Source organism: Pseudomonas sp. F-14 TE3482, assembly GCF_053629455.1.
The window spans coordinates 43091-57484 of record NZ_JBRJII010000001.1; the positions used below are offsets into that span (position 1 = coordinate 43091).

15 protein-coding genes and 1 tRNA gene are annotated in these 14394 nt (G+C 58.8%); 10 read left to right on the plus strand and 6 right to left on the minus strand.

The window, feature by feature from the left end; genetic code table 11:
- Nucleotides 1-98: 98 nt before the first annotated feature.
- From AB7M26_RS00180 to queA, 6 genes are all read right to left on the minus strand, one after another.
- A complete protein-coding gene (locus AB7M26_RS00180) occupies nucleotides 99-650 on the minus strand; it encodes a glycine zipper 2TM domain-containing protein (RefSeq protein ID WP_123498043.1) in 552 nt (183 codons plus the stop codon).
- 121 nt (nucleotides 651-771) lie between these two features.
- Nucleotides 772-1686, minus strand: coding sequence for a protein translocase subunit SecF (secF, locus tag AB7M26_RS00185; protein WP_123498041.1), 915 nt, complete (start codon nucleotides 1684-1686; stop codon nucleotides 772-774).
- A 9-nt stretch (nucleotides 1687-1695) separates the two neighbouring features.
- Nucleotides 1696-3564, minus strand: a complete 1869-nt coding sequence (secD, locus tag AB7M26_RS00190) for a protein translocase subunit SecD (RefSeq protein ID WP_008072856.1) — start codon at nucleotides 3562-3564, stop codon at nucleotides 1696-1698.
- Nucleotides 3565-3627: 63 nt separating this feature from the next.
- Complete coding sequence (gene yajC / locus AB7M26_RS00195) at nucleotides 3628-3963, minus strand: preprotein translocase subunit YajC (protein ID WP_007903559.1); 336 nt, start codon at nucleotides 3961-3963, stop codon at nucleotides 3628-3630.
- Nucleotides 3964-4006: 43 nt separating this feature from the next.
- The gene (tgt, locus tag AB7M26_RS00200) at nucleotides 4007-5122 is read right to left on the minus strand and encodes a tRNA guanosine(34) transglycosylase Tgt (RefSeq protein ID WP_185022176.1); all 1116 of its coding nucleotides are present in this window, start codon (nucleotides 5120-5122) and stop codon (nucleotides 4007-4009) included.
- A gap of 14 nt (nucleotides 5123-5136) precedes the next feature.
- Complete coding sequence (gene queA, locus AB7M26_RS00205; protein ID WP_123498037.1) at nucleotides 5137-6201, minus strand: tRNA preQ1(34) S-adenosylmethionine ribosyltransferase-isomerase QueA; 1065 nt, start codon at nucleotides 6199-6201, stop codon at nucleotides 5137-5139.
- A gap of 107 nt (nucleotides 6202-6308) precedes the next feature.
- Here queA and AB7M26_RS00210 point away from each other — a divergent pair.
- From AB7M26_RS00210 to AB7M26_RS00255, 10 genes are all read left to right on the plus strand, one after another.
- Nucleotides 6309-6393, plus strand: a tRNA-Leu gene (locus AB7M26_RS00210).
- Nucleotides 6394-6557: 164 nt separating this feature from the next.
- A complete protein-coding gene (locus AB7M26_RS00215; RefSeq protein ID WP_429387442.1) occupies nucleotides 6558-7799 on the plus strand; it encodes a tyrosine-type recombinase/integrase in 1242 nt (413 codons plus the stop codon).
- A 279-nt stretch (nucleotides 7800-8078) separates the two neighbouring features.
- Nucleotides 8079-8918 (plus strand): hypothetical protein, encoded by an 840-nt coding sequence (locus tag AB7M26_RS00220; RefSeq protein ID WP_429387445.1) that lies wholly within the window; start codon nucleotides 8079-8081, stop codon nucleotides 8916-8918.
- A gap of 90 nt (nucleotides 8919-9008) precedes the next feature.
- Entirely contained in the window at nucleotides 9009-9290 is a 282-nt protein-coding gene (locus tag AB7M26_RS00225) for a helix-turn-helix transcriptional regulator (protein WP_429387448.1), read from the plus strand.
- Entirely contained in the window at nucleotides 9287-9895 is a 609-nt protein-coding gene (locus AB7M26_RS00230; RefSeq protein ID WP_429387451.1) for a hypothetical protein, read from the plus strand. The genes AB7M26_RS00225 and AB7M26_RS00230 overlap by 4 nt, the downstream gene beginning before the upstream one ends.
- Nucleotides 9892-10197 carry a hypothetical protein gene (locus tag AB7M26_RS00235; RefSeq protein ID WP_429387454.1) on the plus strand — a complete coding sequence of 102 codons (306 nt, stop codon included), beginning with the start codon at nucleotides 9892-9894 and terminating at the stop codon, nucleotides 10195-10197. Before AB7M26_RS00230 ends, AB7M26_RS00235 begins: the two co-directional genes overlap by 4 nt.
- 373 nt (nucleotides 10198-10570) lie before the next feature.
- Complete coding sequence (locus AB7M26_RS00240) at nucleotides 10571-10732, plus strand: hypothetical protein (RefSeq protein WP_429387457.1); 162 nt, start codon at nucleotides 10571-10573, stop codon at nucleotides 10730-10732.
- Complete coding sequence (locus AB7M26_RS00245) at nucleotides 10729-11013, plus strand: hypothetical protein (protein ID WP_429387460.1); 285 nt, start codon at nucleotides 10729-10731, stop codon at nucleotides 11011-11013. The genes AB7M26_RS00240 and AB7M26_RS00245 overlap by 4 nt, the downstream gene beginning before the upstream one ends.
- Nucleotides 11010-11282 carry a DUF3077 domain-containing protein gene (locus tag AB7M26_RS00250; RefSeq protein WP_429387463.1) on the plus strand — a complete coding sequence of 91 codons (273 nt, stop codon included), beginning with the start codon at nucleotides 11010-11012 and terminating at the stop codon, nucleotides 11280-11282. Before AB7M26_RS00245 ends, AB7M26_RS00250 begins: the two co-directional genes overlap by 4 nt.
- A complete protein-coding gene (locus AB7M26_RS00255; RefSeq protein ID WP_429387466.1) occupies nucleotides 11279-14185 on the plus strand; it encodes a DUF927 domain-containing protein in 2907 nt (968 codons plus the stop codon). The genes AB7M26_RS00250 and AB7M26_RS00255 overlap by 4 nt, the downstream gene beginning before the upstream one ends.
- The last annotated feature ends 209 nt before the right edge of the window (nucleotides 14186-14394 follow it).

The window sequence follows — 14394 nt, forward strand, 5'->3', positions numbered from 1 at the left end:
ATGAGGAGTCTTTCATAGCACGTTGGCGGCGAACATAAAATTCAGGCACAAAAAAAGCATCCCTCTCGAGATGCTTCTTTTTGCTTGAGGCACTCAGCTTATTGTTGAGCCGGTTCGTTCTGCCCCAGGATCAACTTGCCTTCCTTGTCGACCGGAATCTGGTTGCCCGGATCGCGATCCATCCGCACTTTGCCTTCCTTGCCATCCAGCGAATAACGAACGTCGTAGCCTACAACCTTGTCGCTGATGTCATTCACGGTGTTACAGCGGGTTTGAGTGGTGGTGTAGGTATCACGCTCCTGCATGCCTTCCTGCACCTTGTTGCCCGCATAACCACCGCCGACCGCACCGGCCACTGTGGCGATTTTCTTGCCTGTACCGCCGCCGATCTGGTTGCCCAACAGGCCACCCGCCAGCGCGCCGACCACCGTACCGGCGATCTGGTGTTGATCTTTCACCGGCGCTTGCCGGGTAACCGTAACGTCCTTGCACACTTCACGTGGAGTCTTGATTTGTGTCTTGACCGGTTCAACGGCCAACACTTGCGCATACTCAGGGCCGCTTTTAACCAGGTTGTAGGTGGCAACAGCACCCCCGGCAGTGACACCGACAGCACCCAATACCGCACCAACCAGCAACGACTTGTTCACATGAACCTCCTGACCATCACAGACGGGACAAACCCGCGCTTCTCCCAGCCTTGGAGCATAAAAAAAGGCGCGAGTTCAATACTCGCGCCTTCTCGGGCTACAGCTGGAAAAGCGATAACCGTTATGGGCGGTCGTCGACTTCGGTCTCGGCCACCGCAGCAGGAATCAGGTCCTCGCTGCTCAGGTTCAGCCAGATCAGCACCACGTTCGCGATGTAGATCGACGAGTAAGTACCCGCCAGAACACCGATGAACAGGGCGATGGAGAAGCCGAACAGGTTGTCGCCACCGAAGAACAACAAGGCCGCGATCGCCAGCAACGTGGAGATCGACGTCGCCATGGTCCGCAGCAGGGTTTGCGTGGTCGAGATGTTGATGTTCTCGATCAGGCTGGCCTTGCGCAGTACCCGGAAGTTCTCACGAACCCGGTCGAATACCACGATGGTGTCGTTGAGCGAGTAGCCGATGATCGCCAGTACCGCCGCCAGTACCGTCAGGTCGAAGGTGATCTGGAAGAACGACAGGATACCGATGGTCACGATCACGTCGTGGATCAGCGAAACGATCGCACCGACTGCAAACTTCCACTGAAAGCGGAAAGCCAGGTAGATCAGAATGCCGCCCAGCGCCATCAGCATGCCGAGGCCGCCCTGGTCGCGCAGTTCTTCACCGACCTGAGGGCCGACGAACTCGACGCGCTTGACCACCGCAGGGTTGTCGCCACCGAGCTTCTGCAAGGCCTCGGCCACCTGGTGACCCAGCTGCGGATCTTCACCTGGCATACGCACCAGCAAATCGGTAGTCGCACCGAAGCTCTGTACGATCGCCTCGTGATAACCCGACGTCACCAGCTGCTCACGCACCTTGGTGACGTCAGCCGGACGCTCGTAGGTCAGCTCGATGAGCGTACCGCCGGTGAAGTCCAGGCCCCAGTTCATGCCCTTGGTGGCGACACTGAACAATGCCAGTGCGGTAAGGAACAATGTGACGCCGAACGCAACGTTGCGAACGCCCATGAAGTTGATTGTACGTAACATGGCAGCCCCTTAAATCCACAACTTCTTGAAGTCACGACCGCCGAAGATCAGGTTGACCATCGCGCGGGTCACCATGATGGCCGTGAACATCGAGGTAAAGATCCCGAGGGACATGGTCACTGCGAAACCCTTGACCGGGCCGGTGCCCATGGCGAAGAGAATCCCGCCGACCAACAAGGTTGTCAGGTTGGCGTCGAGAATCGCGGTGAATGCCCGGCCGAAGCCTTCGTTGATTGCCCGCTGCACGGTCATGCCGGCCGCGATCTCTTCACGTATCCGCGAGAAGATCAGTACGTTGGCGTCGACCGCCATACCCATAGTCAACACGATACCGGCGATACCTGGCAGGGTCAGCGTTGCACCCAGCAGCGACATCAAGGCCAGCAGCATCACCATGTTCACCGTCAGCGCGACGGTGGCGATGAGGCCGAAGAAGCGGTAGATGGCCATGATGAACAGCGAGACAAACAGCATGCCCCACAGCGAGGCATCGATACCTTTGGTGATGTTGTCAGCACCCAGGCTTGGGCCGATGGTACGTTCTTCCGCGAAGTACATCGGTGCCGCCAGACCACCGGCACGCAGCAGCAGCGCCAGCTCGGACGATTCGCCCTGGCCGTTCAGGCCAGTGATGCGGAACTGGGCACCCAGCGGCGACTGAATGGTCGCCAGGCTGATGATCTTCTTCTCTTCTTTAAACGTCTGAACCGGTACGTCTTTCTCGACACCGTTGACCACTTGCTTGACGTAAGTAGTGACAGGACGTTGCTCGATGAAGATCACCGCCATGCTGCGACCGACGTTGTTACGCGTCGCACGACTCATCAGCTCGCCGCCATGGCCATCCAGACGGATGTTCACTTCTGGCGTACCTTGCTCGCCGAAGCCCGCCTTGGCGTCAGTCACCTGGTCACCGGTGATGATCAGGCCACGCTCGATCAGCGCCGCAGGACGATTGCCTTCCCGGAACTCGAACGACTCGGAAGTGGCTTTCGAAGCGCCAGGCTCAGCTGCCAGACGGAACTCAAGGTTGGCCGTCTTGCCGAGGATACGCTTGGCTTCTGCAGTGTCTTGCACGCCCGGCAGCTCAACCACGATGCGGTTGGCGCCTTGGCGCTGAACGATAGGTTCGGCAACACCCAGCTCGTTGACGCGGTTACGTACCGTGGTCAAGTTCTGCTTGATGGAGTATTCGCGGATTTCCGCCAGCTTGGCCGGGGTCATCGCCAGACGCAGTACCGGTTGGCCATTGAGGTCGGCCGGAACAATATCGAAATCGTTGAAGTTCTTGCGAATCAGCGCACGCGCCTCTTCACGGGCTGCTTCATCAGTGAAGCCCAGCTGAATGGCACCGCCCAGTTGCGGCAGGCTGCGATAGCGCAGACGCTCTTTACGCAACAGGCTCTTGACGTCGCCTTCGTAGACTTTCAGGCGTGCATCGAGGGCTTTGTCCATGTCCACTTCCAGCAGGAAGTGCACACCACCGGACAAGTCCAGACCCAGCTTCATCGGGTGCGCGCCAAGGCTGCGCAGCCATTGCGGGGTGGTTTGTGCCAGGTTCAGTGCAACGACGTAGTCATCACCCAATGCCTTGCGTACGACGTCTTTGGCTGGCAGCTGATCTTCAGCCTTGGTCAGACGGATCAGACCGCCCTTGCCGCCCGCAGCCAGGGTGGCCGCCTTGACGTTGATCCCGGAGTCCTTGAGCGCGGTGCTCACACGATCCAGATCAGCCTGAGTAACCTGCAGTGCAGTGCTTGCACCGCTGACCTGAATGGCCGGGTCATCAGGGTATAGATTGGGAGCGGAATAAATCAGACCGATCGCCAGCACCGCCAGGATCAGAATGTATTTCCACAGAGGGTATTTGTTCAGCATCACGCCGCCCGCTTATGACGCGGGGCGCCTTGCGCGCCCCGTCGATTGAGTAGAAGTTGGAACTTAGATCGCTTTGAGCGTGCCTTTTGGCAGCGTGGCGGCGATGGCGCCTTTCTGGAATTTCATTTCGACGGTGTCGGAGACTTCCAGGACAACGAAGTCGTCGGACACTTTGGTGATCTTGCCGGCGATACCACCGGTGGTCACAACTTCGTCACCTTTTTGCAGGCTGCCCAGCAGGGTTTTCTGCTCTTTGGCGCGCTTGGCCTGTGGACGCCAGATCATCAGGTAGAAGATGACCAGGAAACCGACCAGGAAAATCCACTCGAAGCCGCCGCCCATTGGGCCAGCAGCAGGTGCAGCGGCGTCAGCCATGGCATTAGAGATAAAAAAGCTCATTTAGCACTCCAGTTGCAAATGTTGAATCTTGGGGTCAGTAAACTCAGTCCAAAGGCGGAACAGGTAACCCGCGTTTGGCGTAGAAGGCATCGACAAAGGCGGCCAATGTACCCTGTTGAATAGACTCGCGCAAACCAGCCATAAGCACCTGGTAATGGCGCAAATTGTGGATGGTATTCAACATGCTACCCAGCATTTCGCCGCACTTGTCCAGATGATGCAGATAAGCACGGGAGAAGTTCTGGCAGGTATAGCAATCGCAGGTCGGATCCAGCGGCGAATCATCATGGCGATGGAACGCGTTACGAATCTTCAGCACGCCTGTATCAATGAACAGATGCCCATTGCGGGCATTACGGGTTGGCATCACGCAATCGAACATGTCCACACCGCGGCGCACACCCTCAACCAGATCTTCCGGTTTGCCAACGCCCATAAGGTAACGAGGTTTGTCAGCCGGCATCTGGCCCGGCAGATAATCCAGCACCTTGATCATCTCGTGTTTGGGCTCGCCCACCGACAGACCGCCAATGGCCAGGCCATCGAAGCCGATCTTGTCGAGGCCTTCCAGGGAGCGCATGCGCAGATCCTGGTGCATACCGCCCTGAACGATGCCGAACAGCGCCGCCGTGTTGTCGCCATGGGCTTCTTTCGAGCGCTTGGCCCAACGCAACGACAATTCCATCGATACGCGAGCGACGTCTTCATCGGCCGGGTACGGGGTGCATTCGTCGAAAATCATCACGATGTCCGAGCCCAGGTCACGCTGAACCTGCATCGACTCTTCCGGGCCCATGAACACTTTGGCGCCGTCGACCGGAGAAGCGAAGGTCACGCCCTCCTCCTTGATCTTGCGCATCGCGCCCAGGCTGAACACCTGGAAACCGCCGGAGTCTGTAAGAATCGGGCCTTTCCACTGCATGAAATCGTGCAGGTCGCCGTGCTTCTTGATCACTTCGGTGCCAGGACGCAGCCACAAGTGGAAGGTGTTACCCAGAATGATTTCCGCGCCAGTGGCGACGATATCCCGCGGCAGCATGCCCTTGACCGTGCCGTACGTGCCCACCGGCATGAAGGCCGGGGTCTCGACGGTACCGCGCGGGAAGGTCAAACGACCGCGACGCGCCTTGCCGTCGGTGGCTAGGAGCTCAAAGGTCATGCGACTGGTGCGACTCATTCTGTTTCCTCTGGGCCTGTTTGTTTAGGGGCAGTAGGTGCGGGATTACGGGTGATAAACATCGCATCACCGTAGCTGAAAAAGCGGTATTCGTTGTCGACGGCAGCTTTATAGGCGGCCATGGTCTCGGGATAACCGGCGAACGCCGAAACCAGCATCAACAGCGTGGACTCGGGCAAATGGAAGTTGGTAACCAGGGCATCGACCACATGAAACGGGCGGCCCGGGTAGATAAAGATGTCAGTATCGCCACTGAACGGCTTGAGCACGCCATCGCGCGCGGCACTTTCCAGAGAACGCACGCTGGTGGTCCCCACAGCCACCACGCGACCACCGCGAGCGCGGCAGGCTTCGACGGCATCGACCACGTCCTGGCCGACTTCCAGCCATTCACTGTGCATGTGGTGATCTTCAATCTTTTCGACACGCACCGGCTGAAAGGTGCCGGCGCCGACATGCAAGGTCACGAACGCAGTCTCGATGCCCTTGGCGGCAATCGCCTCCATCAGCGGCTGATCGAAATGCAGCCCCGCCGTCGGCGCCGCCACCGCGCCCAGGCGCTCGGCGTAGACCGTCTGATAACGCTCGCGGTCCGAGCCTTCATCCGGGCGGTCTATATAAGGAGGCAACGGCATATGCCCGACGCGGTCGAGCAGCGGCAACACCTCTTCGGCAAACCCCAGCTCGAACAACGCATCGTGACGCGCCAGCATCTCGGCTTCGCCACCGCCGTCGATCAGGATCTTCGAACCCGGTTTCGGCGACTTGCTGGAACGCACATGGGCCAGCACGCGATGACTGTCGAGCACCCGCTCCACCAGGATTTCCAGCTTGCCGCCGGAAGCCTTCTGGCCAAACAGCCGCGCCGGAATCACCCGGGTATTGTTGAACACCATCAAATCGCCCGGGCGCAAATGCTCAAGCAAATCAGTGAATTGACGGTGTGCCAGGGCGCCGCTGACCCCGTCAAGGGTCAACAGGCGACTACCGCGACGCTCAGCCAAAGGATGGCGAGCAATCAGCGAATCAGGAAGCTCAAAGGTAAAGTCAGCAACGCGCATGATGGGGTTCGTCTAGCAGGGCCGGGAAGTCTAGCGGAAATATCAAAAATTCTCCATGTACCTGATTGACCAACGGTTATCTCATCTCTATACTTCGCCGCCATTGAGCCCTGATGGCGGAATTGGTAGACGCGGCGGATTCAAAATCCGTTTTCGAAAGGAGTGGGAGTTCGAGTCTCCCTCGGGGCACCACATAGCAGTATCTGAGAGTCTCTACCAGCCTCTCAGACCCAGAGAAACCGGCCACTTGGCCGGTTTTTTTGTGCCTGTCTGTCTATGCCTGTATCCCCTTATCCGTTGTATCCCTGTATCCCTGCTTGTATCCTGAGAAAAATACCTAACTTTGGGATACAAGGATGAAGCGCGCAGACATCAAGCGCCGCCCTCTAGCAGACACGACACTTGCGGGGCTGGAGCCGGAATCAAAGGAATACCGGGAGCTGGACGGAAACGGCCTCTACTTCAGGGTCAAACCCGATGGTGGTAAATCCTGGCAGCTCCGTTACAAACGCCCGGCGGGCAATTGGGCTTGGATGGGGCTCGGGGGTTACCCGGAAGTAAGTGGTGCGTTGGCACGGGACAAAGCTGCCGAACTACGCAAAGTAGTGAGTAGCGGTGCCGACCCCCTCGAGCAAAAGCGATCTGCGAAAGCTGCAATCGATGCGGCTAAAACTCGAACATTCCGAGCCGCTGCTGACGCCTGGCTAAAGGCGAAAGAAGAAAAGGGTCTTGCCCTTTCTACCCTCAATAAGATCCGGACGTACCTCGATAAGGACATCCTCCCAGCGCTGGGGGACAAACCTCTCGACGAAATCACCCGCACAGATTGTGCAGATCTCCAAGCCTCCATAGAAGCGAGAGACGCTCACAACGTAGCTGAAAAGTGTCGCACCTGGATCAATCAGATCTTCGGTCGAGCCATTGGATTAGGCTTGACCGAAAACGACCCGGGAAGCCGTCTTCGCGATATCGCCGCCCAAGCACCAAAAACTCAACAGCATCCTCATTTGCTGGAACCAGAGCTTGGCGACTTTCTGACAGCGCTGAAAAACACCCCCAGCCGACTGACAGCCCGAACTGCCGCATGGCTTTGCATTTGGACGGCATCGAGACCGGGAATGGTTCGCTTAGCTGAATGGAAAGAGTTTGACCTTGATAAAGCGATCTGGACGACACCTGCCGCTAAGATGAAGATGCGCAGGGATTTCGTGTGCCCACTCCCTAAGCAGGCGATATCCGCTCTCAAAGAACTCCAATGCCTCACCGGGCGCAGTCGATGGCTGTTCCCCGGAGTCGGCGCTAAGAACCCGACCATTAGTGAAAACACCATCAACAAAGTCTTTGCGACGGTTGGTTACAAGGGCCGCTTGGTTGGCCATGGTACTCGCCATACCGCTAGCACTCTGCTCCGGGAACACGGCTGGCCGAAAGAGCATGTTGAAGCGCAGCTTGCTCATAAAGAAGAGGGAATTTCTGGGGTGTACAACAAGGCTCAATACTTTGAGCATCGAGTGAAGATGATGCAGTGGTATGCGGATCATCTTGATGAGCTAGCAACTGGCAATGTCGTGCAAGGTCAATTTGGAAAGGCGGTATGAGACTCCTTATCCATCCCCCCTCCAAAAGCCATGTCACGTGTGTTACTCGTGTAACAACCTTGGCCAAGCACCCGGTTTCATTGGCTTTCCCACCCGTTACACGTTTGAGTGACTTTACGTACACCCCATGTAACGCCTCTCTAGCGTGTAACGCCAAACTCAGCCCACGCTTGCTGCGGGCTGGCGTTCGGCGCCCGTGGCTAAAGCGCGATTCTCGCTGGTTACGCCAGGAAAACGCCGGGCGTAGGATCGAGCGTTACACGTTGGGGAATCTTGGCGATGATTGATCATCAACCCACCTTGCATTCAGCGTTTACCACCGGCCTGATCGATTACCTCTCAGCGCAACCGCTCTACGATCTCTGCCGTGAACAGCTCGCCGATGTGTGTTACTTGATCGATCAGTGCTGCCTACGCATCCAGACCGAGGGCATCGATAACGATCTCAGCAGCATGTGTATCAAGACAACGATGCACGAAGAGACCATTTTCCAGTACGCCTCTACTGACAACAGAGCGCGCCTCGCTCATTGGGTTCGTCAATACAGCAACTGCTACTCGGCCACTGATCGCGAGGCGCACGCTGCCTACATCATGGCCTGTGCCGTCAAAGCACTGGGAGTTCTTAACGACTGGATGCGCGCCGCCGACAAGGCGGTCTGGTTGCATATCACGGAAATACCGACTAACTGGCCGTGGGATCTTTACTGCCGATTTGTAGAGTCGCTGGTCGATACAAACGAGCGCACCCAGGCACTCGACGAGTATGTATTTAATTTGGAGCCGATCACCTCCTTGCCCTGCTTAATTGATGATGAACTGACGCCCGTCGCTGATCGGGCGATCAGGTCAGCTATCCGCAGCAAAGGCGGCATCATCAGCGGGATGGAGCGAAGCGAGGACGTCAACGCCCGAGACACTGCAATCATTAAGCAAGCTGACCATTATTTGGCGAAGGGCATGCCAATAAAAAACGTCACAACAGCCGTGCATGCCTGGCTGAAACGAGAAGTCTCTAAACCACTAAGGCAGCGCCCTGAATGGGTCGCCCTCGAGACCGAAAAGGCCCTGACTCGCAAAAGCGTGGAGGCTATTCTCAAACGCAATTTCGTTTTGTAATTGAAATTTCAATTGGAAGTGAACTGCTCACCGCCGATCAATCTCTAGACCATTGCTCTCGTCAGTCCAAATCAATCGAGAGCAATACCTATGAACACCTCCGTCACCGAATTTTCCCGCAAGTCACCCGCCAATGCCCCATCACACTTTGACGCATCTTCGACTCTGATCAGAATGCGAGAGTTGGAGGGCATCGTTGGAATGAAGCGCTCCACCATCTACAAGCTCATGCAGCGCCCCGACTGTGGCTTTCCCCAACCCGTCAAATTGAGCAACAGCAACGCACGCGGCGCCCCTGTGGCTTGGGTTCTTTCCGAAGTGCATGCATGGGCACGCAGCCGCATCGAGGCGCGTGACCAGGTGGCCGCATGAAGCGCAACTACAGCCCATTCAAAGGCCCCTTTCTTGACTCCTACAGCATCGGATTTCGCCTCTATCAAGCTGGGGCAATCAACTGGCGACACCACACCATCGCGGGCGTGAGCTGGAACGGGGAGGAACAAGAGGCCTTCTTTTTTAACCCTGATGGCTTGGTCCTTCCGCTTAAACCTAATCCGTGGGAATTGCCTGAACTGATCCGCAAAAACGCGGTACGCAGGGAGTTTTCCAGCATCCACGGTACGGGCCATTTCGCGATGAAAGAGGGCCGCCGCACCGCCCTAAAATCGCTGGGCATGACCAACTGGGTCACGTATTGGCTGGTCGATCAATCGACCGGTTACGCGAATGATCCGGCGGTATGGCGACACATCACCGAGCAGGATCTTGCGGAGGAAAAAATCGCTAGCGAACGCCTGCACCATGAAATGCGCATGACGTCCGATCTGTCCAGCTACGTGGATGAATGCCTCGCACAGCAGCGCGATCTTCTGGCTGTAGAACACCGCCGACGGTGCGCCGAGGACAGCAAAGTCTTGGCTTGGCTCAAAGGTGAAACACCGCCGCCGCTGCTTGCCACCGTGCAGGAGGCCGCATGAGCCGTCCGATTGCCAATAACGCGTTGATGCATCCCTTTTCCGTGCTGCGCCGGATCGGTTTTTCGCCGCGCCTCATGCAACGCCTTGAGCGCTACCGCAGCCAGCAGGACAAACAGGGGCGAGTGGTCAGTGTACTCAGCTGGTCCGACGGCACCTGGTGCGCCCTCTCCCTCCACTGCAAAAACACTGGAGCCGTGATTGTCGACGAAGGCCAGCAAACGCATGCCTACGAAGACGCTCGCTCCATGCTCAACGGCGGTTTTCTGCCCCTCCTTTCCCTACGCTGGGAAGCCCACGCCTGAAACGAAAACGCCTCCGGGGGCGATCCGGAGGCGTTGAGGTAAATCTACATGCACGAACAATTTATGCCGCACCTGAGAAAACCGCAAGTCATCAACGCAGTTGCACTTTCGAAAAACGGACGTTACTCTCTGGCCGTCGCTGCAAATTCAGCGAATGGGCTTGGCGGCCCAAACAGTACAAGGCGCAACAGCGCCCCCATTACGATTGCAGGCGCTTTTTTTGTGCCCGCACTCCCGTGTCATGGCGGGTTGCGTAGGAGCACCCTCGGGTGCGCCGGTCTCCTTGTACGCCGGTCCGCCAATCCTGCGCAATCCGTCACCCAAATCTGCTTGGCGGCAGACGGTGACGGTTCCTCAGTACAAGGAGCCTCACATGCAACACGCCCTCAATCCGTCCAAAATTCGCGCCGCTGCACACCGTGCAATGGCTCTCGCCGCTTTACACGCCAACTCCAGCCTCGCTACTCGTCTCTCCCGCTACAACAACCACATGGCCAAAGCTCGCGCACTCGAAGCCGCAGGCGGTGCCCAATGAACAACGCCCTGAGCTGTGCTCTGCCCGAAGATCTGCTGTGCGTCAGCACGACCGCTGAAGCCGGCGTGCCCATCGACGCCATTACTTGCGCCATTGATCGCGCCGACTCGGTGCTGACGCTGCTTGAGGATCACTTCGAAAGCGAATCCTCGCGCCTCGCTAACCACGTCATAGCCGCCGTCCTTTGGGACGTGCGCGGCACCCTCGGCCTGATCAAGACGCTCGCCTTGCACGGTGACACTACCTCGACTCCCGCCGTACAAAAAGGCGGTGCGTTATGACTGCTTCCACCACGCTGGGCCGCGCCACATTTACCCGCGTCAACGCCACCGATTTGAAGCTGTTCCGGGTCAATGCTGGTATTCCGGTTGAGGATGCGCTGGAGATGGCGTCGCTGCTCCAGCATCACGCCAACCAGCTCACTTTCGACGCCGCCGTGAGCGATCAGGGCGAGCGTTTCAGTTGGCCAGCCCTGTACCTCGGTGAAATGGCCAAAGCGCTGATCGATGACATCAACGACGCGCTGTTTCTGCCGAGGGCCGACGTATGAGCCAACGTCCAAACAGCACCGCAAAACGTCCTAGCTTCGCCGACGTGAAAGCCGCCGCGCTGAAAGACACTGATCGCGTCCTGACGCACTGGCTGCCCAACGGCAAGCGCGTGGATGGCGGCAAGGAATACACCGCGCCTAATCCGACCCGCAGCGATAAACGCGCCGGGTCGCTCAAGGTCAATTTGAGCAAGGGCACGTGGGCCGACTTCGCTACCGGTGACAAGGGTGGCGATCTGATCGATCTGGTGCGCTATCTGGACGGAGGCACCGATGTCGAGGCCTGCAACAAGCTGGCTGACTTGCTCAACGTCTCGCCCGGCGTCGCCCAGGCGAAGGCAGCTCCCAGCAAGGCCAAAGCACCGCAGTGGATCGCCATCCAGCCGATCCCGGCCGAGGCCATGAATAAGTGCCCGGCCAAGCACCGGGATCATGGCGCACCTTCCAAGGTGTGGATCTACCGTGACACGCAGGGCCAGCCACTTATGGCGCTTTACCGCTTCGACCTCGGCCCTAATGAAGACGGCAAGCCCAAGAAGGTCTTTGCGCCACTGACATGGTGTCAGCGCGCCGATGGCCAAACCAAGCAATGGCGGTGGCAAGGTCTGCCGGATCCGCGCCCGTTGCTGCGCCTTGATGAACTGACTCAGCGCGGTGATGCACCGGTTGTTCTCTGCGAAGGCGAGAAGGCTGCCGACGCCGCCGCCGAACTGTTGCCCGGTTACGTGGCCACCTGCTGGCCGAACGGTTCCAACTCCTGGCACAAAGCCAACCTGACACCACTCAAAGGGCGCGACGTGCTGGTGTGGCCGGACAACGACGACAGCGGCAAAGCCTGCATGGAGACTGTGGCCGACAAGCTGCGCGAAATTGGCGCCGCCTCGGTCCGGGTCATCGCGTTGGACGTGTTCACACGCAAGCCCACGCTGAAGAACGAGAGCGCCGCCTTTGCCAAAGGTGGTCAATGGGATGAGGGCGACGATGCGGCCGATGCGCTCGCCAAAGGCTGGACAGCCGCTCATATCGCCGAGCTGGAAAGCAACGGTGAACTGTTCGGTTTGCCTGTGGAAAAGTCGGCGACGGAACCGACCGAAGCCAAGCCGGAGGCGAAGACGAAACCAGCGGCCAAGCGCCCGACGAAATCGAAAAATGACTTGATGCCCGGTGGCTTTCGCCTTACGCCCGAAGGGGTGTTTTATGCCGGCGACGACGGCGAGGCGCGCCCGGTGTGTTCGCCTCTGGAAATCCTCGCTCGTACCCGTGATGAGAAAGGCCACAACTGGGGCCTGTTGGTCGAATTCGACGATCCAGACGGCACCAAGAAGCGCTGGAACATCCCGGCGCGCACTATGACCGGCGACTTTGGCAAAGACGTTCTAGGGCCTCTGGTGGACATGGGTTTACGTCTCGCAGGGAGTCGTTCGGGGCGTAACACACGCAACGACTTGCAGAGCTACCTTGGCGGCTTCGACAGCGCGCAAAGGGCTCGACTGGTCACCCGTTTGGGTTGGCACGACAGCGCTTTTCTGTTGCCCGAGCAGCAGGTCGGCGCGCACAGCGAACACCTGCACTTCTACGAGGCTGGTGCGCAGCTTCCACCGATCAGCGAAGCGGGCACGCTGGAGCAATGGCAGCAGCAGATCGGCGCGCTGTGTGTCGGCAACCATCGCTTGGCGTTCGTGGTCGGCGTGGCATTCGCTGGTCCGCTGCTACACATGCTCGGCCATGAGTCGGGCGGCTTTCACCTGTATGGCGACAGCTCGGGTGGCAAGACCACTCACCTGCAAGTTGCCGCCTCGATCTATGGCGGACCGCGTCTGGTGCGTTCGTGGCGCTCCACCGATAACGCGCTGGAATCCATCGCCGCCGCGCATTCCGACGGCCTCCTGGTGCTGGACGAAATCGGCATGTGCGATGCGCGCATCATCGGCGAGACGGTGTACATGCTCGGTAACGGCACCGGCAAGGCCCGCGCCAACGACCGGGGCCAAGCAGGCCGACAGGTTCAGGAGTGGCGGCTGCTGTTTCTCTCCACTGGCGAGAAGACGCTGGCCCAGCACATGGCCGAAGCGAACAAGGAGCTGAAAGCGGGTATGGAGGTGCGCATGCTCGCCGTACCGGCCGATGCCAGCAAAGGTCTCGGCATGTTCGACACGCTCAACGGCTTTGAAGACGCCGCAGCATTGTCCGACGCGCTCAAGGCACGGGTGGCGAACTACTACGGCACACCACTCACTGCCTTCCTGACGGCGCTGTGCGAACCCGGCAAGCGTCACGGCTGGTCGTCCATCCTGCGCCGCACGCTGGAAGGTTTTATCGCCAAGTCTCTCCCGGCATCCGCCAGCGGACAGGCACACCGTGCTGCTGCTCGCTTCGGCCTCGCGGCTGCGGCTGGCGAGCTGGCCACCGCAATGGGCATCACCGGCTGGCCGGACGGGACCGCCACGACTGCCGCCCGCGTGTGTTTGAACGCATGGCTGAACGAGCGCGGCGGCGCCGGTAATTTCGAGGGCGATGCGATCTTGGCGCGCCTGCGCCAGGTCATCGAGCGCTTTGGAGAAAGCCGCTTTACCCGCTGGGAATCGGCGGCGGCAAAGATCGACGAACACGGCCCGCGCACGATCGACCGTCTCGGCTTTCGCAAGACGCTCGAGCACGGCATGGGCGACACCATGCACACCACCAACACCTATTACGTGCTGCCTGAGGCGTGGCGCTCCGAGATCTTCCGGGGCATGAACATCAACGCAGTGAACAAGGAACTGTTGCAGCGCGGCGTGCTGGAGCCGGGCAGCGACGGTAAGGCGTCGAGTCTGGTCCGGTTGCCCGGCCTCGGACCGCAACGCTGCTACATCGTGAAGACGATTCCGGGAACGGATGAGAGCGAGGCTCGGGCTGCCTGAGGGCATCTCTGCTGATCGAGGTAGCGCCGGCTTATTTCCGGCCTCGCCAGCCGGTCATTCAACCCAAATCAAATTTCAAAGGAACAAGACAGATGAACGAATTTCAAGCACCGACAGAGCAACGCGAACCGCTACCCCATGAACTGGAAGGCCTTGGAGTCGCAGGACTTTCAGAGGTTGTGCCAGACGCCAGTGAAACGATCGGCCAT